Origin of the sequence: Pseudomonas sp. B21-015 (genome assembly GCF_024749285.1) — a bacterium.
Taxonomy (GTDB): domain Bacteria; phylum Pseudomonadota; class Gammaproteobacteria; order Pseudomonadales; family Pseudomonadaceae; genus Aquipseudomonas.
On sequence record NZ_CP087196.1, the window covers coordinates 4,830,169 to 4,854,077 of the forward strand.

A 23,909-nucleotide genomic window follows, 5' to 3' on the forward strand; every position below is an offset into this window, starting at 1 on the left:
GAATGCGTGCCATACGTTCGAAAGATGCGACAAATCTGGCTTTCAACCCTGTTCAGGGCACAGCCTCCAAGACGTAGAGGGGGTGATAACGCCCATGAACAGGGCGTCCGCGCCTGCAAACGGTGCAGGGCGTTATGTATACAAAGAGATGGAGGGATTAGCCTGGAGTTTTGCGCCCGGCGCCTATCGTAGGAGCTGCCGCAGGCTGCGATCTTGATCTTTTACAGTCAAAAGATCGCAGCCTGCGGCAGCTCCTACAGGGGCCGGCGTAAGGTCAGCTCAGTTCAATGCGATCAGCATGAATGACGATCTGGCCGTTCTTGTACAACGCACCGATGGCCTTTTTGAAGTTGCCCTTGCTGACGCCAAACATACTGCTGATCAGCGTCGGGTCGCTCTTGTCGCTGACTGGCAGGGTGCCGTTGTTGTCGCGCAACTTGGCAAGAATCTTCGAGCTCAGACTGGTGGCGGCTTCTTCGCCCACCGGTTGCAGGCTCAGGCTGATCTTGCCATCGGCGCGGACTTCTTTGATAAAGCCCTTCTCTTCTTTACCGGCGCGCATGAACTTGAAGATTTCGTTCTTGTGGATCAGGCCCCAGTGCTTGTTGTTGATGATTGCCTTGAAACCCATATCGGTCGCTTCGGCCACCAGCAAATCAACTTCCTGGCCCGGGGTGTAATTGGCCGGGGTCTTGTCCAGGTAACGGTCCAGACGCGCTGTGGCGGTGATGCGCCGCGTGTGTTTGTCGAGGTAGACATGCACCACGACATACTCGCCGGCGGTCATCTGGCGCTTTTCTTCGGAATACGGCAGCAGCAGATCCTTCGGCAAACCCCAATCCAGAAACACGCCGATGCTGTTGACTTCAACGACTTTCAAACTGGCGAATTCACCGACCTGAACTTTCGGCTTTTCGGTGGTGGCGATAAGTTTGTCGTCACTGTCCAGATAAATAAAAACGTTGAGCCAGTCTTCATCTTCGCTGGGAATATCTTTAGGGATATAACGATTAGGCAGAAGGATTTCACCATCCGCGCCACCGTCCAGATATAAACCGAAGTTAGTGTGTTTAACCACTTGCAAACTGTTGTAGCGCCCGACTAAAGCCATGTCCAATACCCTCATTGCGTGGGCGGCATTCTACCCGGTTTTGCGAGCGGCGTTCGGCGGCCGGCCCGGTGGTGCAAGAAAATCCTCTGCAAGCCTTAATTTTCCTGGGGTTTGCCGGGTGATTCTGGCCGCTCGTCAGGCCGTTCGGGTGGTCCGCCCCTTGGCCAGCCCACCCGAAAAGCGCTATTTCTCCAGCGAGGTTTTTAGTTAAAACAGCAGCTTAGGGGACTATTCAAAATAGTAACTTGCGAATATTCGCGCGCCTGCCGCGTGTATTTCGGGAGGATATTTACCAAGCAATTGTCAAGTATTTCCTGTACGATGCCTGGCCAAGTTAATTTTCTACAGGTTAATGGCCGCCATGCGTGTAAAAGCATCCAACAGCAAAGCAAAGCCAGCTCCAGCCGTTGAAACCAGCGAATCGATCAACAATCAGATCGCTGCGTTCCTCAAGTCCGGTGGCGAGATCCAGCAAATTGCCAAAGGCGTCAGCGGCCAGACGTTCGGCCCGTCCAAGCAGATCACGCTGGGCAAAAAGTAATTCCCCCGCTTTAACTGGTCCCTAAGCGCTTTGAGCTTCGAAGCGCTTGGACTGGAACCCTCCCGCACTACCCCATCAAACAAATCAATATTTCAACAATCGACGAACGGCCCTCGATGCCGAACATTCGCCGGTATGCTTGCACGTGTCTGGATCAAGCGTTTCAGCAGATTTTCAATATCTGCTCCTCGCTGCTCATGGAGTGACGCATGTTCAAGCCCTCTCTTTTCCTGCTCGGCAGCCTGCTGTGGTGTTCGGGTACCGATGCACAAGTCTTCCAGCGCGAATTGGGCGACTTCGATCTCAAACTCGCCACCACCCCTAGCCGCAGCATGGCCCAGGGGCTGGTCAAACCCTCGACAACCGGCTCGTTCCACGGAGGCCTCGACCTGAGCCACGACAGCGGCTTTTACGTGGGTCAATGGTCCCCCAGCATGGGACTGAGCCCTTCGAGCAACCTTGAAGTCGATTCCTATATGGGCTTCAAACAGCCTTTCGATCAATCCCTCGGTTACGAAGTGGGCATGATCCAATACAGCTACCCGAAAGTGGACACCCTCGACAGCCAAGAGCTTTTCGGCGGCCTGACCCTGCTGGGTAGCCGCTTCGGCGCAGCCTTCAGCAACGACCCGGACAAACAGAACAGCACCCTGTTCGCCGACCTCAGCGGCAATCAGCCCTTCGGCATCGGGGTCAGCCTGAAATACACCACCCACCAACTCAACACACCGGTGTCCGTCGACGGTGGGTATGTCGGCAGTTTTACCGACTGGTCAGTGAAATTGTCCCGGCCGTTCATGGGCATCGATCTGGACTTGATCTACAGTGACTCAAGCCTGAGCGGCAGCGATTGCTCCGCCTATTCCGGCCACAATAGCGAGTGCGATGGCCTAGTCACCCTCAAGGCCGCACGCGCCTTCTATTGATCGGCTGAGCTGCCGGGCTCATCCAGCGATCACATAAGAGAACCCAATAAGAAGCCAGATCTTCGCAAGGACTCGCCATGTCGCACTGGTGGAAACAGATCACCGTCATCCTCACCCTCAGCCTCACTGCCGCCGCGTGCAGCCGCGTGGGTCTGGCTTACCGCAACCTGGACGTGATCATTCCCTGGACGCTCAGCGACTACCTGGACATGAACCACGAGCAAAAAGACTGGTTCAACGAGCGCCTCAAGGAACACCTGAACTGGCACTGCACCACGCAATTGCCCGGCTACCTCGACTGGCTGGATCGTTTACAGACCATGGTCGAGACCAACCAAATCACCGACGCCGCGCTGCAAACCCGTACCCAGGAAGCCAAACAGGCCATCGCCGAAACCGCCCAGGAAATCACCCCGTCAGCCATCGAGCTGTTACAGGGGCTGGATGACAAGCAAGTCGCGGAAATGAACGACGCTTTCGCCAAGGACCAGCGCAAACGTCAACAGGACTACCTCAAGCCGTCGCTCGAGCAACAGATCAAAGAGCGGAGCAAGCGCATGGTAAAACGCCTGAATGACTGGCTCGGCCCGCTCACTCCAACCCAACAGCAACGGGTATTGGCGTGGTCGAATGCCTTGGGTGACAAGAACAAGCAATGGGCTGCCAACCGCGCCCATTGGCAACAGCAATTCAGCGCGGCAGTCGCGCAACGGCAGAGTCCGGATTTCCCACAGAAAATCGAGACGCTTCTGGTGAATCGCGAGCGTTTGTGGACACCTGAATATCGTGAGGCCTACACCAACGCCGAAGCCCAGGCTCGGGCGTTGCTGCTGGACTTGATGGCCGAGCGCACACCGGTTCAGCGTGAACAGTTACTGAAGAAGATCGATGGCATGCGCAAGGATTTCACTGATTTGAAATGCCTGAAGGCGGCGCGGCAGAATTAAGCGGACCACCACAATCCAATGTGGGGGCTTACTCGCGAATGCGGTGTGACAGTCGACATAGATTTTGAATGTTGAACCGCATTCGCGAGCAAGTCGGATCGCCGCACCGCCGCCCCCACAGGAGGTAAGCGTGATCTTCAGGCAATCTGCGCCTTCGACGCCACGTCATCAAACGTCAGCTCATCCAGTGCATCTTCCTGCTCATCCAGCACCTGCCGCGGATGCTCATTCCCCGGAATGCAGCTGTCGATCAGGCTCAACAAACTCGAGCCCCGAGGCGTCAAAATGTAGTTCGCGCCATTGCCGCCCTGATCCGCCGGTCGAGGCTCGATATAACCCCGTCCCAACAGTAACTTTTCGTACTCACCCGCCACCGTTTTCAGGTGATCCAGATTCTCGATCGCCTCGCCCGCGGAGGCTTTTTCCGCAACATACTGCTCGGCGTAGGGCCGTGGAGTGAAACTGTGGCCAGCGCCGTTCTGCACTTCATGCAGCAAGCGTTCAATCAAATCCCAGTTATAAGTCGTCATCCTGATTCATCCTCCAAGCCCGAGAGTGAAATGTCCTTCATAGGTTGTGACCAAGCGGGAGGGCAGCCGTTCAGCCGAGGTATTTCGCCCTACCGACCGGCGGCCTGTCGATTTGAGCGCAGGCCAAACGACTAGGCTGTGTAAGACGGTTTAACCCGCAGCGCGGCTCGGCCTCACCGAAGCCTCGCAGGAGAAATCACCATGAACATTCAGGATCATCCGGTCGTGTCCCGGGAAGAATGGCTCGCTGCTCGTAAACAACACCTGGCCCACGAAAAAGCCTTCACCAAGGAACGAGACAAACTCAGCGCCGAACGCCGTGCTCTGCCTTGGGTGAAAATCGACAAACCCTACCGCTTCCAGGGCCCCAACGGCGAACTGAGCCTGGCCGACCTGTTGGGCGGCCGCAGCCAATTGATCATCTACCACTTCATGTTCGCCGCTGGCTGGGACGAAGGCTGCCCCGGGTGCTCGTTCCTGTCCGACCACATTGATGGCGCGAACCAGCACCTGGCCCACCACGACGTGGCCGTGGTCGCGGTTTCCCACGCACCGTTTGCCGAATTCCAACCCTTCAAACGGCGCATGGGCTGGAAATTCGACTGGGTCTCGTCCGAAGGCTGCGACTTCAACTACGACTTTGGCGTCTGCGCCCGAGCCGAAGACGTCGCCGCCGGAAAAGCTACCTACAACTACGAAAAATCCGACGGGGCTGAAGAAGAACTCCCAGGGCTCAGCGTGTTTTATCGCAACGAAGCGGGCGAGATTTTCCACACCTATTCAACTTATGCGAGGGGTCTGGACCTGCTGGTCGGCGCCTACAACTACCTCGATCTCACGCCCAAGGGGCGTAATGAAGAGGAGATCATGGATTGGGTGAGGCATCACGACCGGTATGAGGACAAGGCACCGGTTAGTTGCTGTCATGGGGGGTAGACCCTCAAGGATCGAGGCTCAGCCATCGGGGGCATTGGTCCAGGCTGGACACAGTCCCCATGAACACCACAACCCCCCTGTGGGAGCGAGCCTGCTCGCGATGACTGACTAACATTCAACATTGATGTCGACTGATACACCGCTTTCGCGAGCAGGCTCGCTCCCACGAGGTAGCGTGGCGTTCTGTAGGTTGCGTCCGGTTGACTGACTACAACTGCGGCAAATGCCCTACAACAACCTCGGAATCAGGCACCTTGCACCGCTGGAACGATGAAGCTTATAGTCCGCCCGTCGCCCAAATGGCGACCGGGTTTGGCGACCCGACCACAGAGAGTCCTCATCAATGACAAGAGACTCCACCCATGGATAGATACATGCCCCTTACCGGAATCGACCTGATCCCGGCTTCCCTGCTCATCGACACACAAGCCCCACTCGACGTCCTGCAAGCCATGGCCGACTACCGCATCCGCACCGTCACTCAGGTACTGGAAAACATCGCCTTTCGCGCCGAGATCGGTTGCGACATGGTTGTGCTTTCCGACTTTTCAAAACTGCTGGCCATACCGTTGCGTGATGGCTGTGATTTGATGGATGTGATTGGCAGGCGATTGCGGGCGCAGGCTGCGGAGTAAATGTAAAAGGGGCGATCTATGGGTCGCCCGTTTTACATAGGGAATTCAAATAGCTGAGCGTCCTTTACGCAGAAGGTACGCTCGTCACAGGAATGCGTTCCTGAGGCTGAGTTATATCGTAGACACGCTGCTCACAGCGGCTACCAACAAACTGGAACTCCACCAAATAGACCTTGCTTCTTTCTGGTGTGAAAGTGGTTTTGATCGGGCCGCAGCTATAGATACTCCCAACACCCGCGCCATTCGAATAACCCGACACCTGGAATGGCTGATCGACATCCGCCTGCACTTCCAACTGCGGGAAGCGTTTAAGCGTGGCGCTGTTGGCCGCTTCGTTGAGTTTGGCGATCCAGCCGAAGACCTTGCCCTGACCTGAATCCACCACAGTTCCAAGCACCTCCATACGCTTGTCGGGATCCGCTGCGCGAAGGATCGAGAACTCTACCGGGGTAGTGCTACCTGATGCTTTCATGATGACCTTGGCGTGTTGCGCATCGACTGTCACCTTGTTCTGGTGCAGCTGGACACCGTCTTTCAACAGGCTGGGGGAAGAGTCCCGGACGTTGGAATGGCAGCCTGGTAATGCCAGAATCAGGGTCAGTGCTAGTAGTGTGGTTTTTTTCACGTCTGGATGTCCTTAAAGCGTATGTTCGGCTGATGAGAAAATATCTGTCAAAGCGGCGCATCATAAATGCTGAGTTCGCTATAGGGGGTCTGTCAGGCCCAAGCGCGTATAGCGAAAAAACAGGGCTAATTTATTAGCCAAGATAATCTATAAGTAAATTCGTTTATTTACTCCCTTCCTTCATCACTCATAAACTTTCGCCGCACAAAATATTTTCGCAAAAATTTTTCAGCTTGGCGTAACCACTTCCCAAAAAGCGGACTGATTTATTTTCTGGTCACCGCATAAAACCAAACAAATAAATCCGTCCCCTTTTCTCATATCCCTTTCCAAGCAAATACCCTCCACTTCTCTTACACCCCCCACTTCAAAGCCACTAAACTCCGAAGGCCAAACCTCCTACCCAGCCCAACTCGTCGTTTCCGGTTCGGCAACGCAGAAACCCACAGAGTCGAGACAGATTTATTTCTAGTAAACCAACCTATAAAAAATCCGTCACTTTAGCCCTTTTACCCCATCACTCATAAACCTTTGCCGCACAAAGTATTTTCGCAAAAGTTTTCCAACTTGGTGTAAGCACCTCAGCATCACCCATATTTTTTGCATAAGAATCAATAACTCTTACCCATGCTTCCATGGCCTCTAAAAAATCCTCCAAAGTTTTATTCTCCCACTCCTGCGGTGAACGCAACAACTCCGCCTTCAACTCCCCTATAAAATCCGCAAGATGCTCCTTTGTTTGTACCTGATCAATATTTGAAGTCATTTCCAAAACCCTCTATCTACATACGCCTCGAATACAAATTATCGAGCCATTATTAGGAGTAGTCATTTTCCAACCTTCCTTGGCAATTTCCGCAGGAGTCGCTGGAATTATTTTCACTGGAACGCCCGCAGCAGAAGCAGCAAGTAGCCGCCGATTATCTAGACTATAGACCAATCCATCCTTCTCAAAAACACGAATAGGTGGAATATCGTTTGGAGATATGCGCCCAGACTTCAAGCCATCTATGGTCGAATACAGATCCCCTCCATCCGCAAATGCATTTTTAATGCTGTCCTGGGTAAATCGGATATCTTTTGGATTAGCCAGACCACTTAAATTATCTGGTAACTCAGAAGGCATTTTATAGAGACTAGTCCCCACCCCCTTGCTTGGACCACTATATACGGAGCCAGCCAAACCCCAAGCATTTAAAAGAGCCTCTACACCCCATATTACCCGCTCGGGACCTGTTGCAGTCTCCCCTGTTATAGGATTCGCTCCCCCAAAGGCCGTGTAGAGTTGGCACCCGACACCAACGATCCCCGCTCCGCCACAGCCCGCCATGAAAAGCTCGTTGGATACGCCATCAAGACGAGCCTTCAGTTCTGCGTCATGCAGTTTTTTTTCATTTTTCCCTATGATCGACTGCTCATAAGAAGCAGGTTGCAGGATCCACTCCTCGCCTTGATCCGTTGTGATCGACTTATCAGTGGCAACGCAATAACCATTCGCCGACGTAACGCAGGAGACGATATCCCCAGGTTTGGTACTGGAAGCAAAAGCACGCGTGAAATCACTCTCCTCTACGATTCTTTCGTCCTTGAGCACGCTGGACCCCTTGGCGATAAGGTCAGCAATATCGCTGGATAGTCCTTCACAGTAACTTGATGTAACTCCGGTACATGCCGCCTCGTACTCTCTCTGCGCTACACGAAGCGAGTATTGTTCAACCACGCTCAGATGATTGTTTTCTACAGCATTTTTTGATGTCCAGGCACCCAACGCCGCTCCTGCGGAACTCCCGGTAACCATAGCCCCAGCCAACCCACCAGCCAGCGTGGACAGAGCCGAAACCGTCTGTTTCTCCGACTCAGTCAGCTGATCACTGGTCTTGTCCGGATAAAGCTGTTTGGCAATCAGCTCACCAATAGTCGCTCCCGCAGCGCCGGCCAATGCGGAACCACCTTGCGCTTTCGCAAGCACGGCCCCCAGGAGGGCATGCGCCATCAAGTTGGCCGCGTCATCGCCCTCAGTCATTTGCTTCACGGCTTGAGCCAGATAAGGCGCAGATGCACCGGCCAAGGCACCGAGGATGTTGCCGCTCAACACTCCTTGCACGATTGCACTTACAGCCTTCGAGGCTTTTTGGAAGCTGCTGCCCATGCCGTAATCTTGCTGAACTTGCTGCGCAATTTGTTCAGGAGTCGGGTCGGCAATGCCTTTGTCGTTAAGCTTCTGCCTTGCAGCGTTGGATGCGTCGCTGTTTAGATCGTTGGCTTCGTTGATTTTTGCAGCGGCGATGGCGTCACCAATGCCCTGCGCCAATTGCATCGCGCTTTTTACAAGCTCGATGCGTTCGTCCATTGCGTGCTGGTCTGGCTTATCAAGCTGTTCATTGGCATTGGCGGTGTCGCGATTCAGGCCAACCAGATCGTTCGCGCCTTCTGGGTTGCGAACGATGATGGTGCCTTCACTGACGGCGCTACGGGTTTTGCTTTGGTCTGAGTCATTAAGTGCAATGCCATACAAACCACCGACAGAGCCACTCCCGCCACCTGCACTGCTGAAACTGGCCGAAATGCCAGCGGACTGAGCCTCGATTTCACTGACGTTCTTGATGTCGCTGACAATAAGTCGGTCGGTGATCAGCAGGTTTTTATCCGGCGTCGCGTCACTGGCAATAACCCCACCGGTCAGGGTGGTGTTCTTACCAACATCAATGGTGTACCCGCCCGAGCCGGCAAACAGCCCGGTTTGGTCAGTTACGGCCCTGTACTCGCTGTTCATGTTGCCAGCGGCAAGATTTGCCGAGCCGCTAACTGGTACGCCATAGCAAAATGGAGGAATGCAAATGCTGGCGCCGAAACCACCGCTACCTTGCTTATTCTCCTGGATCTCTACGTCTTGACGGGAAATGATGTTCAGGTTGCCGTCAATCAATGCATTAATGCTGTCGGCGTTGACTTGAGCGCCCGCAAGGGTGGTGTCGCCTCCACTACGCAAGAGGAGCGAACCTGTGTTCAGTGTGCTGTTAACCTGCGTGATGGATCTGCCGGTCCCGGTGCCTTTCGCGCCCGACGCACCGAGATCCAGGGTAAAACCGTTTTGTTGCCCAATGTTGAAACTGGCACCGATGGCAGTTTTGTTGCTGGAATTGTTATTGGCCCATTCAGCAGTGTTTTGCGCGCTCTCCAGAATGATGTCGTTTTTCGCGATCAAGGATGTATCGGCGGCTTTTAAGGTACTCCCGATGACATGTATGTCGCCGGACTCACCCTCCGCGTTCCCCGTGGCGATGATCGAAAGCGTGCCGCCAGCATTTACAGAACTCTGCCTCGCAGTCTGACTGTTGTACTCACTGGTGCTTTTGCTGTGAGTATTGGCAAGCTCAGTACCAATTTTAATCAGCGACCCATTGTTGGAAGTACCGCCAGTCTTGTCTTTGAAACCAGTGCTGTTCGCCTCCGCATCACCCGCCATTCCGCCGAGGTTATAAGCCGCCAATGCAGCTTGTGCCAGCTTCACGGCTTTTAGCCGTGGGTCTTCAGCATCGTTCGCTGCCTTGACCGCCGTACGAATGGTGTTAACGGTGTCAATGATCGCCCCGCCAATAACACGCCCTACTGCCAGGCTATTGGATTGATCGGCAGTGCTTTGACTTGAGCTTTCCATGCCCGCCGCAATAGTGACGTTAGTACCGCGCAAGCTCATGTTTTTGGTACTGATCAGATCGCTGGCGATAACGCTCAGATCCCCCCCGGCCACAAGGCTTACATTGCCGTTGCTGGAGCCAATGGTGCTGCCGGTAAGGGTCGTTTGCGACATCGTGCCATTGTGGCGTTGGCCACTGATGGACAGATGTTGGTTGCCAGTGATGTCATCGACGCCAAGGTTGTTGGCCGTGAGTACACCGGTCAGGTCACGGTTCTTTTCCTTATGCGATTCGGTGCGGGTGTAGGTGTTTTCAGCGGCGGTGATGTTCAGGTCGCGGCCGGCGCGAACCGCCAAATCGTCAGTACTGACCAAGGCAGAGCCGGTAATTGCCACGTCTCGCTTTGCGCTCACTGCGATGGTGTTACCCGATATCAGGCTACCCACTGCAGTGGTTTGAGTCTCCGAGATGTTGTCTTGGACTTTGCTCGATTTCAAACCACCCCAGCTGCTTTTGCTTGAGCTGCTTTCAAAGCGTGCGCTGGTTGAATCGGTGACGGCAACGATCTTCACATCATTGCCAGCAGCCAGACCGACGCCACCTTTCTCAGAGATCACATTGCTCCCTTCGATCAGCAAATCGTTGCCGGCGGACAGTACAGTTTTACCTTGAGCAGTCACCGAACTCCCGACATTGGTCGTGCTGGAAATCTCCTGAAGCTGGCTCTTTTTTCCCGACGAGCTTTTCTTGGTCTTGCTGTAGAAGCTGTAGTCTTCGTCTTGTGCTGCTCCTACCAATAGATCACCGTCGGCAACTAGATACGCCTCTTCCCCGGCGCTCACCCGGCTGGCAATCAGGCCCAGATCTTTACCCGCTTTTAGCGAGACGGTACCGCCCGCATTAACAGTCGTAGACACCTGCCTGACATGGTCTTCCTGACTGGTGAACTTTTTGTTTTGGCTAAAGGAGTGCTGTTCATCCGCCGCCGAGGCCAACGTCAGGTCGCCAACGGCGCTCATGCTGACGTCACGCTTGGCATCGATCTGACTGGCGATAACGGTGAGATCCCGACCAGCATTAACCTTCAGGTCCCGCCCCACATCCACGTCTGAACCATATTGGGTGATGGTTTGATCACGGTGTGTGCCCACCTCATGGCTGACGATCTGTTCGGCGGAAGCGATGTTGACGTCACGACCGGCGTTGATCGTGGTGTCGGCACCGCTTTTCAGCACGCCACCGGTGTTGTTGACGTCGCGCCCGGCGTTGAGGGTCAGCGCGTTGGCGGCTTCGATGCGGGCGGCGCTGTTGACGAAGTCCGTGCGCTCGTTGGTGTAACCCGTACCACTTTCATGAGTGGTGACGGTCCGCTCGTTGATCACATCGCCCCGGGTGGCGGTCAGCGTCACATCCCGCCCGGCAATGATCCCCCCCGCCTTGTTGGTCAGGTTATTGGTGGCGAGCACCTTCAACTGGTCCCCCGCCTCCAGCAACCCACTGCTCACCAGATCATTCTTGGCCGTCGCATCCAGGTTCTGGCTGGCGCGCAGGGTGCCGGCGTTGTTCAGGTCTTTACCGGCGATCAGGGTCACGTCGCTGCCCTGGATCAGCGCGCCGTTGGCCGCGAGGCGGTTGTTGGCGTTGGCCAGGTACAGCACCGGCACCAGGACTTTTTCGCCATTCACTTCGTGCTCTTCGAGCCAGACGATGTCGTGGGTCAGGGCCGCGACTTGCTGTGACGTGAGGGTCACGCCGAGGCTCAGGTTGAGTTGGCTCTTGCTGGCGATGGCATTGTTCATCAGGTACTTGAACAAGCCTTCGTCGGTGGTCTGGCCATCGATGAAGCGTTGGCCGGTACGAGCGACCACGGCTTGCTGGATCAGGCGTTGTTCGTAGAGGCCATCGCCCAAACGCTTGGCGCTTTTATCGGGGTCGTAGCCGAGGCCAGACAGCAGGTAGTCCGAACTCATGAACTGTTTGAGGTCGGTGAGTACCGGGTTGGTTTCGATCAGGTATTTGTGCGGTTGGGATTTGCCGGCGTTGCTCGGCAGGCCTTTCACGCGGTTGAGGGTGATCGGCGGCGCATTGGTGGGCGAGGTGACGCTGGCGCCGGTGAGGGTCCAGCTTTGCGGGCCGGTGGCGGTCGGGGTGGTGCTGCCTTCCTGGCTCAGGCGGAACAGGCCGTTCTGGCTGGTGGGCAGGCTGAAGCCGGGAAGCGTGAGCGGGTTGACTTGTTGCTGGGCCAGATCGGGGGCGAGTTGCTGGTTGATCTGGATCGGTGTCGAGTAGCCGCTGCCCGCGCCCGTGTCGGTTTTGGTCCGACCCGCCGCCACATAGGCATAGAACGGGCGAACCACGCTGTTGTTGATGTTCTGGGTGGCATCGAGGGTGACGTTTCCACCCGCCTGGATGATGGCATCCAGAGACTCGCCGTTGATGACGCGGCTGCTGGTCGGCAGTGTTTGGCCCATCCAGGCCAGAAAGTTGCTCATGTCCTGTTCGACGGTGGCCGAAGGGGTCGGGTTGTTTCGTTGGGTGAAGAGGTCAGCCATTGCAATGGCCGAGGCGGTTTCGTTGACCCAGCTCACGAATCGTCGGGTGGTTTCGATGTCCTGCTCTTGCACACCTTTGTTGTTGATCGTCGAAGCATGGACAGCTAAATCGCCAGCAGCTGTCATGCTACTGCTGGTGTTGTTCACTTCTCCCGCATTAATCAACAGGTCCGCGCCACTGTTGATCGAGGCGGCTTCAGAATGAAGCGTGATCTTCAAGCGATCGGTTTCGGCAATTTCCCAAAGGCCGTTGATGCGACCACCGCCACGGCTGTCACATCCATACGAGATCAGCGTGCACGACAACTGAGTGATGGTCGCGACACTTTTCTCATGCTCGGTGTACTGCAACACATCCATGACGTTGTTAACCGTCGTGGCGGCGATCGTCAGGTCGCCGGTGCTCTCAATCCCACCAGATCTGTTGTCCAGCAGATCAGCCTTGGTCCCTTTTTTATCCCTGGCAATGAGCGTGCTGCCCAGGCTGTAGACCTGCCCGTAGTAGTTGGTGAAGCTGGGGCTCAGAAGCTGCATGTCTGCGCCACTGAAGATCAATCCGCGGTCGTTGCGTAATGCGTCTGTGGTCAACGTCAGGTTCTTGCCGGCGCCCACGGTGCCGGTGTTGTTGACGCTACCGGCCGTCAGGGTCAGGTCGGCAGCCGAGGTCAGGCGACCTGCGTTGCTGAGCTGTCCACCCACGGAAATGGTCGTGTTGCCGCCACCGGCGAGGCTCGATGCGGCATTGAGGTTCAGTTGTGCAGCGCTGAGGCCAAACGTTCCCAGGCTGCTGACCCGGCCACTGCCCGAGTACGTGCCACCGAGCGTCAGACTCAGGCTGCCGTCGCTCGCGATCAGGCCATCGTTATTCCAGTTACCGCCGTTACCGGTCAGTGTGCTGGCGGCCAGCAGTTGACCAGCGGCCGTCTGGTTGAGGCTGTTGATGTTGACGGTCAGGCGATCGGCCTGGATCACGCTGCTGTTGGTCCAGCTGGCGGCGGTCAGGGTCAGGCCACCACGGGTGACGAAGTTGCCACCGGCGCTGCCCAGTTGGCCGGTGGCGATGTCGAAGAGGCCGGTGCCGACGTGCAGCACGTTGCCGCCGACGTTCAGCAAACTGCCGGCAGTGAGGTTCAGGTTGGTGTTGGCGGATTCCACGGTGCCATTGCGGTTGTCGAACAGGCCGCCGAGGGTGAACGCGGTTTTACCATTGTCGCCCAGTGCGCGAAGTTGGCCGGTCTGGTTGTCGAGGCTGGCGGCGGAGATGGTCAGGGTGCTTTCGCTTTCGATGATGCCCTGGCGGTTGTTCAATGCACCGCGCAGGCTCAGGTCGATTTGTTGCCCGCCGATCTGCCCGTCGTTGTCGCCGCTATTGTCGAAGTCTTTAGCCGTGACGCTGACCAACCCCTTGGCGTAGAGGCCGCCATTGCGGTTGTCGAAGTTGCCGTTGGTGCCGGTGTCGACGATGGCGTCACCGGTTTGCGCGGTGATCCGCCCGCCGTAGTTGTCGATGCCGGCCAGTGCCTTGAGGTTCAGGCTCTGGGCCTGAATGATCCCGCCCCGACGGTTGTTGTTCAGGTCATAGCCGTTGCGCAATACACCCGTGATGTGGCTGCTGAAGGCGCCTTGCAGGCTGGAGAGCACACCGCCACGGCTGTCGAGGCTGGCGGCGGTGATGTCGAGGTTGCCGCCCTTGGCGACGATGCGCCCGCTCTGGTTATCGATGGCGCCGCTGGTTTTTACCGTCAGGTCGCCCTCGCTTTGCAGGGTGCCCTTGGCGTTGTCGAGGCTGGCGGCGTTGAGCGTCAGGCCGGCGTTGTTGCTGAAGACCTGACCGCCCGCGCTGTTCTGCACAAAGCCACTGGCCGTGAGCGTCAGCAGATCGTTGGCCACGACAATGCCGCCATTGCGGTTATCGAGTCCGCCGGTCAACAGGCTCAGCAAACCCAGACTGGCCAGTTGGCCGCCCTGGTTGTTGATCTGCACCGCGCGCTGAATGACCAGCGGGCCGTTGCTCGCCAGTTTGCCGTTGGTATTGGTCAGGGTGCCGAGCAGATCGAGGGTGACCGCGCCAGTGCCGGCCAGGGTACCGGTGCTGTTGTTCAGGTCGGTGCCGGTGAAGCTGATGTCCTGCTGGGCGTTGATGGTTGCGTTGGTGTTGTCGAGCGCTTTGGCCCGGATATCCAGAGCGGCGCCACTGTCGATCAAACCACCTTGGGCGTTATTCAGTGTTCCGGCGATGACGAAGGTTTGCGCACCGACACTGGAGAGAATGCCGTTGTCGCTGTTGTCGAGGCTGGCCGCCGTGACCTTCAACGTGCCGTTACTGACCAGAGCGCCGGCATTGCTGTTACGCACGGCGCCGGTAAGGTCCACCAGCACGTCACCGTCGCGGCTCGACAAGGTGCCTAGATTACGGTTGTCGAGGCTGCCGCCCAAAAGGCTCAGGCTTTGCCAACCGGAAATCAGACCCTTGAGGTTAGTGGTGGTATCGGCGGTGAGATCCAGTTGCTGACGGCTGATGAGCTTGCCGCCGCTGTTGTCCAGGTTGCGTGCAGTCAGTGCATAGCTTTGGCTGCTGGAGATTTCACCACTCTGGTTGTTCAAATCCCGCAGGTTGCGGATGCTCAGTTGCCCGGTGGTGGTGATCAGGCCGTTGGCGTTGTTCAGGTCGCCCATGGCGCCGCTGAAGTCGATGACAATGGCGCTGCCAAGCAACGAGCCGCCGTTCTGGTTGTTCAAACTCGCGGTGTTGATGGTCAGGTTGTCGGTGGCGTTGATCAGGCCTTGGTCCTGATTATCGAGTTGGCCGGTAACCCGAAGGTCGAGGCCGGTGCGACTGGTGAGGGTGCCGCCGTTGTTGTTCAGGCTACCGGCCTGTACATCGACGCTTGCCGCCGCGATCAGGCCTTTGATGTTGGTCAGCACCTGCTGTATGCGTAGGGTCACTGCCTGATTGCCGAGCAGTTTGCCGTTGCTGTTGTCGAGGCTGTCGGCCGCCAGCGTGAACGCCTGCGCACTGGAAATTTCGCCGTTGCGGTTGTCCACCTGTGCGAGGTTTTTCAGCACCAGCACCGGGGCGTTGATCAAACCGTTCTGGTTGTTCAACTCGCCGTGATTCAGGTCCAGGGTCAGCGACGTGCCACTGGTGAGTTGCCCGCCATCGTGTTGGTCGAGGCCGCTGACACTGGCCGTCAGGGCCTTGTTGCTGGCAATCCGGCCCTTGTTGCTGTTATCGACCGTGCCGGCAGTGAGGCTCAGGCTGTCGAGGCTGGTCAGTTTGCCGCCCTGGTTGTTCACCGCACCCGTGGCGGTGATGCTCAAGGCCTGACCGGCGTTCACCAGTCCCGCCACGTTATCCAGAGTGGCCATGCGCAGCGTCGCGCTGGCCAGGCTCGAGAGTTCGCCATTGCGATTGTTCAGGTGGCCAAGGGTGGCGCCGAGATGACCGGTACTGGTGATCAGACCGTTGCCGTTAAGCACCTGACTGGCCGTGAGATTGAGGTTGCCGCTGCTCAACACCCGGCCCTTGTTCTGGTTGTCCAGGGTCCCGGCGGTGATGTTGGCGGTTTGCGCGGCGCTCAACGTGCCGCCCTGGTTGTTCAGGGTCTGGCTGGTGTTGACTGTCAGGTTGCGGCTGGCCACCACGCTCTTGCCGACGTTGTTGAGATTCTGCGCACTCAGGCTCACATCGCCGCTGGTGTTGCGGCTGGTGTCGGCGTTGACTCCGGCTTCGATGATGCCGTTGTTGGTCAGTACACCGCCGGCGCTCAGGGTGATGCTGTCCCGGGCGGCGAGCGTTTGCTGGTTGGTCAGGTTGCCTTGGGTTTGCACGTTGACAGCGGTGCCGGCATAGACCGGGCCGCGAGCATCGAGGCTGACGGCTTTAACGTTCACTGCGCCCGTGGCCGACGCCTGCGCGAGGCTGAGATGTCCGTTGGCATCGAGCTGGATGTCACCGCCACTGGCGGCCAGGTTACCGTCGAGTTTCACCCCGACCCCGGCTTCGGTGCCCACCAGTTTGATCGCCCCGGCGTACATGCCGCCCAGGGCCGAGGAGTCGATGGCCAGCCCCGGTTTACCGCTGCCGTCATCGGCGCGGGCGGTGGCGTTGAGGCTGTCGGCGTTGACGTCGTTGCGGCCGGCGACGATGGTCAGGTTTTTCGCCTGAATCTCGGCGTTGATCTTCGCGCTGCGAGTGATGATTTCGAAGCGGTCGACGTTGTCGGCGTTCAGCCCGGCGCCGTCGATGGTGACGCTGCCCTGATCGACCTGGAAGCGATCGAGCCGGCCGTTGTCCAGCACCGGTTTGCCGGTGGTGAGGGTCACACGCGGGGTGTTGATGAAGCCGCAGCCGTTGCAGCTGATACCGTAGGGGTTCGCCACAATGACCCGCGCCGACTGCCCCGCCACTTCGGTATAACCGCGCAGCTGACTCGGGCTGCCGCCGATTACTTCGTTGAGGATGGTTTGTGCGGCGACCCGGTTGGTCAGGTTGGGGTTGCCGACGATGATCCCGCCCAGTTGCGTCGCGCCGGTCTGGTTGGCGACGTTGTTGAGGATCACGCCCTGGGTGCCGACGTTGTAATCGTGAAACTGGTTATGCGACAGCCCTGTGCCGTTGGGCGTGGCGATGTTGACGATCTGCACGCCATTGCCGGCCTGCCCGAGGCTGGTGCCCGGCGAGGCCACCACAATTCCGTCCGCCTGGGCCCACATCGGCTGCCAGAACATGACGTTGGCCAACAGGAACGCCAACCCGCGCTTGGGCATGCCCCAGAAGTACTCACGGTTATTGATGGCAGCAGAAGGCTGACCAGCCAGAAGGGCCAGTTGACGAACGTCCATGATTTGAATCTCGTTAAAGCAGAATTTAGAGGAAGAAATCCACGCGGAAATAGATCGGCGCTTCGCGCTCGGTCAGCACATCAGGGCGTTCCAGGGAATGGGCAAAGGTCACGCTGGCCGCCACATGCTGACCCCGGGCGAACAGCTCCAAGGAGTTGCTGGACATGCGCCCGTGCTGATCGCCGTTGTACCGGTCGCCACGAATCACGCCCTGGTCGTAACCGAGGCTGGTGCCGTACTCGGCGAACACCGGGCGCAGCCATTCCAGGGTGATCGGATGGCTCCAGCGCAGGTCGTTGCGCCAGTAGCCGCCGCTGTCGCCGGATAAGGACTGGTCTTTGTAACCCCGGATCGACGACTGCCCGCCAAGGCTGGTGCGCTGCGGGCTGAACAGCACATCTTCGCTGCGCTGGCCGGTCATCAGGCTGCTGAACGTGAAGGACTCGCCCCACAGTTTGAACGGCTGCAAGTAACTCGCGGTGGCGGTGTATTTGCGGTAGCGCGCATCCGGCTCGCCGGGGCCTGGATCACCGTTGCCCTGCGCGTCCAGGATGCCGATGCCTTCCTGCATGCCCAGGTCAAGGTTGACGAACGCACTGCCAATCCGCCGACCGTGGTTGATGCCGAACTGCGCTTCACTGATGCGGTTGCTGCTCAGCCTGAGTTTGCTGTCTTCGATGAAGTTGTTGGTGCGCAAGTACGAGAGACCGGTGCTGAGGGAGGTCTTGCTCAGGGCGTCGCGATGGATCACCCGCTCGGCGCGTAGTTGATGGTTTTCGCTGTCGCCGGTCTGCTTGAAATTAAAACCGTTGGCCTGAGCTTGCGCGCGGTACTCGCTCTGGCTGTAGGTGTAACTGAAGTTCCACCAGCCCCACGGCAGGTTGTAATTGAGCATGGCGTTGTTGGAGGTGTGCTGGTGGTCGGTCATCGCATCGTGACCGCCGCGCAGCATCAACTGATCGGCCAGGCCCAGCGGGCTGTCCCAATCAAACGTCGTGCCCCACTGCTGCTCACCGGTGCTGCGCTGGCCGTCATTACTGCGGGACAACCCGGCACGCCAAGGCTTCTGCGGCATGTTCTTGACCAACACTTCGCTGCCACCGACGTTCTTGCCCGGGGACAACTCCATCTGCGCCTGATTCGACGGCAAGCGGTTCAGCTGATCCACCATCTGCTCGATTTCCCGCAGATTGACCAGCTCACCGCTCTTGCCGGGAAACGCCATCCCCAATTCGCGGTCCGACAGCTTGCTGCCCTCCGCCCCCTTCAACCCTTCCAGCCGGCCCTCGACCACCAGCACCTTCAGATGCCCGCCGGACAAATCCTGCTGCGGCAAGTAGGCACGACTGGTGACCAGGCCTTTCTCGATGTAGTGATCGGTGATGACTTTCAGCAGCTCGTTGAGCTGCGTGACACCCAGGCACTGGCCGATATAAGGCTTGAGCAGACGATTTTTCTCGCTGTCCGAGAGACTGTCGGCGCCTTTGAGTTCGATGTCCTTGATCGGGAAACAACGGGCGTCGGCCGGAGCCGTCGGTTGCACGGGTTTGGCTGCCTTGCCGGGTAATTCCTTGAGTTCCTCGAGACGCCGACGTTGCTCTTCGAGCAAGCGATCCTGACGTTCGCGGATCAGATCGGTTTCACCGGGGGTGGGGGCGGCGTGAGCAAGATTCAGCGGAGAAAGGCACAGCAAAGCCAGGCACAACCTCGCCACGAGGGCGGGTGGGTACATGTTCGATCCCTCGAATGGAGAGTGATGGCACAATAGTGGCGCGATATTAGATGGCCACTATTTTGGCGTCAACAAATTGATCCATTCGAGAAGGTTAAGGGACGCCTTGTAATGGCTAAATCGGGCGCTTCCGACGAGAGCGCAGGACATTTCCTGATGTGGTGTAAAAAAAATGCTCACAACGCCAAGGCGCTGCAATCAGCAGAGAAAAAAGCCGAGCGCTAAACGGCTGCGATCTTTTTTTACGTAATAAAAAACCCGGACACTGTCCGGGTTTTTATTGGGTCGCTACGGCGCTTTATTCAGCAGTCGGTGCTTGCGGCGGGAGCACTGCTCCTTCTTCAAGAAAAACGTGGTCTGTCCCCGTTTACCGCCCGGGTTGATACAGGGAGATGGAACCCGGCCAGGATTCACCTCCCCATGAATGCACAACGCGCCGGAGTGCGGCGCGTTGTGGGGGTCAGATCAACACCAGGCGATCAGCGGTTTTGTACGCGCTCGATGGCCGTGTCATATACCGGGTTGGCCTTCTGCGCCTTGGCTAACTGGTAATGACGCAGGGCGTCGGGGAACTGACCGGCCGCTTCATAGATACGGGCAATGTTGTAGTAGGAACCGGCACGCACGGTGGCAGCCGAATTGCCGCTGGCCAAGGCAATGGCCTTGCGGTTGGCCCAGATCGACTCGGCGGTGTTACCGGCCTTCTGATACGCCAGGCCCAGGTTGCCGTAGGCCTGACCGTAGCTGTTATTCAGATCGATCGCCTGACGGAAGAAGTCGATTGCCAGCGGCAGATTACCGGTTTTGTAGGCCGCCTCGCCTTTGGTGTTCAGGCTTTTCGCATCGGCCTGTGCCGAAGCGCTGACCGCCACCGCCGTCAGGGCAACGCTGTCATCCAGCAATGGCGACACTTCGTTCAACACGTTTGCCGCATCGACCCTGGCACCCGTAATGCTGTTGATGTCCTGGAAGTCGCCATTGCCGGTCATGCGGAACACGGTCCACAGGTTGCCGCTGCGGTTCTGCGGCACGTAGTAGGTGCGCACCAGCGACTGGCCCATGTACACGAACACCTTGGCCTGGCTGTTGGAGAGATCGCGCGAACCCGGCTCGCCGCTATTGCTGTAGTCATGCACGGCGTAGACGTAACTTTCGCCGTAGTGCTTCTTCTCCAGGGTGATGGTTTCCGGGCCATAGCTGGTGGTGTCGTCGACATCCAGATTGGCATCGTCACCGCGCTGTTTTTGGAAATAGATGTTGTTACCGGGGAAGATCATGTGGGAGTCGAGGTCCGACGGGGTCGCACCCCAAGTCAGCACCACGCGCAGACCATCGAGGTTCTGCATCACCGGGCTGATGGCATAGGTCATGCCCTTGCATGGGCACTTGACCACCAGATTGGAGTAGCCAGGCTTCTTGATGATCAGCAGGTTGCCGGCATCATCGGCAAACTCGGTGGTCAGGCTGACCTGGCCCTGAGCATTGGTGCGACCCACCACGTTTTGTGCGCCGTTGCGCTGCAACAGCAGCTCGGCGTCGGCGATCTTCTGGTCCTTGACCACCGCACTCAGCACTTCGATCGGCAGTTGCTCAGCCTGCACCGAAAGCGCCGCCGCCCACAACGACAACACTGAAGCCACGCGAAAAAATCGCATACTTAATTCCTTTAAGTGAGAGTAACGGACATAGCGAAATGTCCTACAGATTTTGGCGCGAACCATACACAGTTTTTGCGTCCGGCGCCCGACAATCGCATAGGAAATTTATTCACTAAGGGAGTCGCTGAAAAAACCAGGGAAGTGCGTAGGAACAAGGCTTAACAATACGTAAAACCCCTAGTAGAAATGCGGAAAAGCCGAGTGCTAAACGGCAAGATCAAAAGATCGCAGGCTCCTACAGGCGTATACAAAACCCTGTAGGAGCTGGCGAAGCCTGCGATCTTTTGACGTAAAAAAAACCCGGACACTGTCCGGGTTTTCATTGGGTCGCTACAGCGCTTTATTCAGCCGCCGGCGCTTCCGGCTTGCGGCGTTTCAAAGGCGCCATGCCGTCTTTGCTGACCAGCGACAGGGCGTCGGTCTTCGGGCGGTTGGCGATCTTGCGTTTGGTCGGGGCCTTGGCGCCGGTTTTCTTTTTGTCGCCCTTGGCGTCGACCTTTTTCTTCTTCACGCCAACGGCTTTGCCCGAGGCCTTGACCTTTTTCGGCCCGCCGTAGGTGCCTTTGACTTCCTTGATGGTGCGGCGCTCGAAGCTCTGCTTGAGGTAGCGCTCGATGCTCGACATCAGGTTCCAGTCGCCGTGGCAGATCAGCGAGATGGCCAGGCCATCGTTGCCAGCGCGACCGGTGCGGCCGATGCGGTGAACGTATTCGTCGCCGCTGCGCGGCATGTCGAAGTTGATCACCAGGTCCAGGCCGTCCACATCCAGGCCACGGGCGGCGACGTCGGTGGCCACGAGGATTTTCACGCCGCCCTGCTTCAGACGGTCGATAGCCAGTTTGCGGTCTTTCTGGTCTTTCTCGCCATGCAGGACGAACGCTTTGTATTCCTGCGCCACCAGGCGGCCGTAGATACGGTCGGCCATGGCCCGGGTGTTGGTGAAGACGATGGCCTTCTGGTAGGTCTCGTTGGCCAGCAGCCAGTTCACAATCTGTTCTTTGTGCTGGTTGTGGTCAGCAGTAATGATTTGCTGACGGGTGGTTTCATTCAGCTGGCTGACCGCGTTGAGCTGCAAGTGCTCAGGGTTGTTCAGCACCTTGGCGATCATCTCGCGCAGGCCCGAACCGCCGGTGGTGGCGGAGAACAGCATGGTCTGCTGGCGGTTGGTGCACTCGTCCACCAGACGCTGCACGTCTTCGGCAAAGCCCATGTCGAGCATGCGATCGGCTTCGTCGAGCACCAGCACTTCGACTTCCTTGAGGTCGAGGTTGCCGGCGTTCAGTTGCTCGATCATCCGGCCCGGCGTACCGATCAGGATGTCCGGCACCTTGCGCAGCATGGCGGCCTGGACCTTGAAGTCTTCACCGCCGGTGATCAGGCCGGACTTGATAAAGGTGAACTGCGCGAAGCGCTCGACTTCCTTGATGGTTTGCTGGGCCAGCTCGCGGGTCGGCAGCAGGATCAGGGTCTTGATGCTGACGCGGACTTTGGCCGGCCCGATCAAGCGGTTGAGGATCGGCAAAACGAAGGCCGCGGTTTTGCCGCTGCCGGTTTGCGCTGTCACCCGCAGGTCACGCCCCTGGAGCGCCAGCGGAATAGCCGCTGCTTGCACAGGCGTTGGCTCGACAAATTTAAGCTCGGCCACGGCTTTGAGCAGGCGTTCGTGCAGGGCGAATTGGGAAAACACGGGTGCTACCTCGAAGAAATACAAAAAAACAGCTGCATAGGGTAACGGTTTCGAGCGCGAAGGCCGAGTTTCTTTATACAAACGGCTGCAAACAGTGGTTTTTTTGTTGCCTGATTTGTCTCAAAACGTCATCCGTAACGTCTTAAATGCTCTAATCGCCCCGTCGCGTCCTACAGAAGAACCGTTTTCGCCCATGGATATCAAACAGCTCTGGCTCAACGCCCAAGACCTCTGGGGTGCCCTCGATCAGCACCCGCTCCTGCATTCCACGCTCGCGCTGATGTTGCTGCTGGTGGTGGCGCTGGTGCTCGGACGAGTGGCGCGTTACCTCATTCTTCATGCGACCAAAATGCTCGGTCGCCAGCCGGCGTTGCACTGGATCACCGATTTTCGCCACAACAAGGTGTTTCATCGCCTGGCGCAGATGACGCCCTCGCTGGTGATCCAGTTCGGCCTGCACCTGGTGCCGGAGTTGGGCAAGACCAGCCTGAACTTCCTCGGCAACGTGGCGCTGGCGTTCACCATTCTGTTCCTGGTGTTGGCCGTCAGCGCGCTACTCAATGCCCTGCTGGATATCTACGCCCGCACCGAACATGCCCGTACCCGCTCGATCAAGGGCTATGTGCAACTGACGAAAATGGTGTTGTTCGTGTTTGGCGCGATCATCATCGTCGCTACGTTGATCGACCGTTCGCCGCTGTTGCTGCTGTCGGGTCTGGGCGCCATGTCGGCGGTGATCCTGTTGGTCTACAAAGACACCTTGCTGTCGTTCGTCGCCAGCGTGCAGCTGACCAGCAACGACATGCTGCGGGTCGGCGACTGGATCGAGATGCCGCAAGTCGGCGCCGACGGTGACGTGGTGGACATCACCTTGCACACGGTCAAGGTGCAGAATTTCGACAAGACGATTGTGTCGATCCCCACCTGGCGCTTGATGTCCGAGTCGTTCAAGAACTGGCGCGGCATGCAGCAGTCCGGTGGGCGCCGGATCAAGCGCAGCCTGTTCATCGACGCCAGTGGCGTACGGTTTATCCGCGATGACGAAGAGCTGAAGCTGTCTCAAGTGCATCTGCTGACCGACTACATGAGCCGCAAGAAAGCCGAGCTCAAGGCCTGGAACGAAGCCCAGGGCAACGTCGCGGCGATGTCGGCCAACCGCCGGCGGATGACCAATATCGGCACCTTTCGCGCCTATGCGCTGGCCTACCTGAAGAGTCACACAGAGATTCAGCCGAACATGACCTGCATGGTTCGCCAGATGCAGACCACCGCTCAGGGCATTCCGCTGGAAATCTACTGCTTCACCCGCACCACCGCGTGGGCCGATTACGAGCGGATTCAGGGGGATATTTTCGATTACCTGTTGGCGGTACTGCCAGAGTTTGGCTTGAGCCTTTATCAACAGCCGAGCGGTGGTGATCTGCGGTCCGGGTTGCTCCCGGCGATGTTGGGCGCGAGCCACATCCCCGAGCCCGAAAAACACATCATGTAGCACCTCAGCACTGATCGTTCCCACGCTCTGCGTGGGAATGCATCCGGTGACGCT

At 57.7% G+C, this 23,909-nt stretch carries 14 protein-coding genes; 6 read left to right on the forward strand and 8 right to left on the reverse strand.

The genetic code is table 11. The features are described 5' to 3' along the window. Window positions 1-274 precede the first annotated feature (274 nt). Entirely contained in the window at window positions 275-1,111 is an 837-nt protein-coding gene (locus tag LOY38_RS22070; protein WP_258697039.1) for a S1 RNA-binding domain-containing protein, read from the reverse strand. Window positions 1,112-1,463: 352 nt separating this feature from the next. Between LOY38_RS22070 and LOY38_RS22075 the strand changes: the two genes are divergently transcribed. From LOY38_RS22075 to LOY38_RS22085, 3 genes are all read left to right on the forward strand, one after another. After that, window positions 1,464-1,652 carry a hypothetical protein gene (locus LOY38_RS22075; protein WP_017337097.1) on the forward strand — a complete coding sequence of 63 codons (189 nt, stop codon included), beginning with the start codon at window positions 1,464-1,466 and terminating at the stop codon, window positions 1,650-1,652. A 209-nt stretch (window positions 1,653-1,861) separates the two neighbouring features. After that, on the forward strand, window positions 1,862-2,578 hold the full coding sequence (locus LOY38_RS22080) for a TorF family putative porin (RefSeq protein WP_258697040.1): 717 nt from the start codon (window positions 1,862-1,864) through the stop codon (window positions 2,576-2,578). Window positions 2,579-2,655: 77 nt separating this feature from the next. Beyond that, complete coding sequence (locus LOY38_RS22085; RefSeq protein WP_258697041.1) at window positions 2,656-3,525, forward strand: DUF6279 family lipoprotein; 870 nt, start codon at window positions 2,656-2,658, stop codon at window positions 3,523-3,525. Window positions 3,526-3,662: 137 nt separating this feature from the next. On the opposite strand, the gene LOY38_RS22090 is transcribed toward LOY38_RS22085, so the two are convergent. Further along, window positions 3,663-4,055, reverse strand: a complete 393-nt coding sequence (locus tag LOY38_RS22090) for a transcriptional regulator (protein WP_258697042.1) — start codon at window positions 4,053-4,055, stop codon at window positions 3,663-3,665. Window positions 4,056-4,256: 201 nt separating this feature from the next. On the opposite strand from LOY38_RS22090, the gene LOY38_RS22095 reads away from it, so the two are divergent. Together LOY38_RS22095 and LOY38_RS22100 are read left to right on the forward strand one after the other, a co-directional pair. Beyond that, entirely contained in the window at window positions 4,257-4,991 is a 735-nt protein-coding gene (locus LOY38_RS22095) for a thioredoxin family protein (RefSeq protein WP_258697043.1), read from the forward strand. Between the two features lie 362 nt (window positions 4,992-5,353). Further along, window positions 5,354-5,626: a hypothetical protein gene (locus tag LOY38_RS22100; protein ID WP_258697044.1), complete on the forward strand. Its 273-nt coding sequence runs from the start codon at window positions 5,354-5,356 to the stop codon at window positions 5,624-5,626. 64 nt (window positions 5,627-5,690) lie between these two features. Here LOY38_RS22100 and LOY38_RS22105 read toward each other — a convergent pair whose 3' ends face one another. The 6 genes from LOY38_RS22105 to LOY38_RS22130 all read right to left on the reverse strand — a co-directional run bounded on the left by LOY38_RS22105 (window position 5,691) and on the right by LOY38_RS22130 (window position 22,363). After that, complete coding sequence (locus tag LOY38_RS22105) at window positions 5,691-6,251, reverse strand: hypothetical protein (RefSeq protein ID WP_258697045.1); 561 nt, start codon at window positions 6,249-6,251, stop codon at window positions 5,691-5,693. A 517-nt stretch (window positions 6,252-6,768) separates the two neighbouring features. After that, window positions 6,769-7,017: a hypothetical protein gene (locus tag LOY38_RS22110; protein ID WP_258697046.1), complete on the reverse strand. Its 249-nt coding sequence runs from the start codon at window positions 7,015-7,017 to the stop codon at window positions 6,769-6,771. Window positions 7,018-7,029: 12 nt separating this feature from the next. Further along, complete coding sequence (locus LOY38_RS22115) at window positions 7,030-17,286, reverse strand: hemagglutinin repeat-containing protein (protein ID WP_258697047.1); 10,257 nt, start codon at window positions 17,284-17,286, stop codon at window positions 7,030-7,032. A 25-nt stretch (window positions 17,287-17,311) separates the two neighbouring features. Beyond that, window positions 17,312-19,018, reverse strand: a complete 1,707-nt coding sequence (locus LOY38_RS22120; RefSeq protein ID WP_258697048.1) for a ShlB/FhaC/HecB family hemolysin secretion/activation protein — start codon at window positions 19,016-19,018, stop codon at window positions 17,312-17,314. A gap of 479 nt (window positions 19,019-19,497) precedes the next feature. Then, window positions 19,498-20,673 (reverse strand): hypothetical protein, encoded by a 1,176-nt coding sequence (locus LOY38_RS22125; protein WP_258697049.1) that lies wholly within the window; start codon window positions 20,671-20,673, stop codon window positions 19,498-19,500. A 343-nt stretch (window positions 20,674-21,016) separates the two neighbouring features. After that, window positions 21,017-22,363 (reverse strand): DEAD/DEAH box helicase, encoded by a 1,347-nt coding sequence (locus LOY38_RS22130; protein ID WP_019580783.1) that lies wholly within the window; start codon window positions 22,361-22,363, stop codon window positions 21,017-21,019. A gap of 193 nt (window positions 22,364-22,556) precedes the next feature. Here LOY38_RS22130 and LOY38_RS22135 point away from each other — a divergent pair, with 193 nt between their 5' ends. After that, on the forward strand, window positions 22,557-23,855 hold the full coding sequence (locus tag LOY38_RS22135; RefSeq protein ID WP_258697050.1) for a mechanosensitive ion channel family protein: 1,299 nt from the start codon (window positions 22,557-22,559) through the stop codon (window positions 23,853-23,855). Window positions 23,856-23,909: the final 54 nt, after the last annotated feature.

Bases quoted from the DNA above. Each gene is read 5' to 3' on its own strand.
- LOY38_RS22135 (WP_258697050.1), top strand. From the start codon at position 22,557: ATGGATATCAAACAGCTCTGGCTCAACGCCCAAGACCTCTGGGGTGCC.
- LOY38_RS22085 (WP_258697041.1), top strand. From the start codon at position 2,656: ATGTCGCACTGGTGGAAACAGATCACCGTCATCCTCACCCTCAGCCTC.
- LOY38_RS22120 (WP_258697048.1), bottom strand. From the start codon at position 19,018: ATGTACCCACCCGCCCTCGTGGCGAGGTTGTGCCTGGCTTTGCTGTGC.
- LOY38_RS22110 (WP_258697046.1), bottom strand. From the start codon at position 7,017: ATGACTTCAAATATTGATCAGGTACAAACAAAGGAGCATCTTGCGGAT.
- LOY38_RS22115 (WP_258697047.1), bottom strand. From the start codon at position 17,286: ATGGACGTTCGTCAACTGGCCCTTCTGGCTGGTCAGCCTTCTGCTGCC.
- LOY38_RS22070 (WP_258697039.1), bottom strand. From the start codon at position 1,111: ATGGCTTTAGTCGGGCGCTACAACAGTTTGCAAGTGGTTAAACACACT.
- LOY38_RS22095 (WP_258697043.1), top strand. From the start codon at position 4,257: ATGAACATTCAGGATCATCCGGTCGTGTCCCGGGAAGAATGGCTCGCT.
- LOY38_RS22075 (WP_017337097.1), top strand. From the start codon at position 1,464: ATGGCCGCCATGCGTGTAAAAGCATCCAACAGCAAAGCAAAGCCAGCT.
- LOY38_RS22125 (WP_258697049.1), bottom strand. From the start codon at position 20,673: ATGCGATTTTTTCGCGTGGCTTCAGTGTTGTCGTTGTGGGCGGCGGCG.
- LOY38_RS22080 (WP_258697040.1), top strand. From the start codon at position 1,862: ATGTTCAAGCCCTCTCTTTTCCTGCTCGGCAGCCTGCTGTGGTGTTCG.
- LOY38_RS22100 (WP_258697044.1), top strand. From the start codon at position 5,354: ATGGATAGATACATGCCCCTTACCGGAATCGACCTGATCCCGGCTTCC.
- LOY38_RS22090 (WP_258697042.1), bottom strand. From the start codon at position 4,055: ATGACGACTTATAACTGGGATTTGATTGAACGCTTGCTGCATGAAGTG.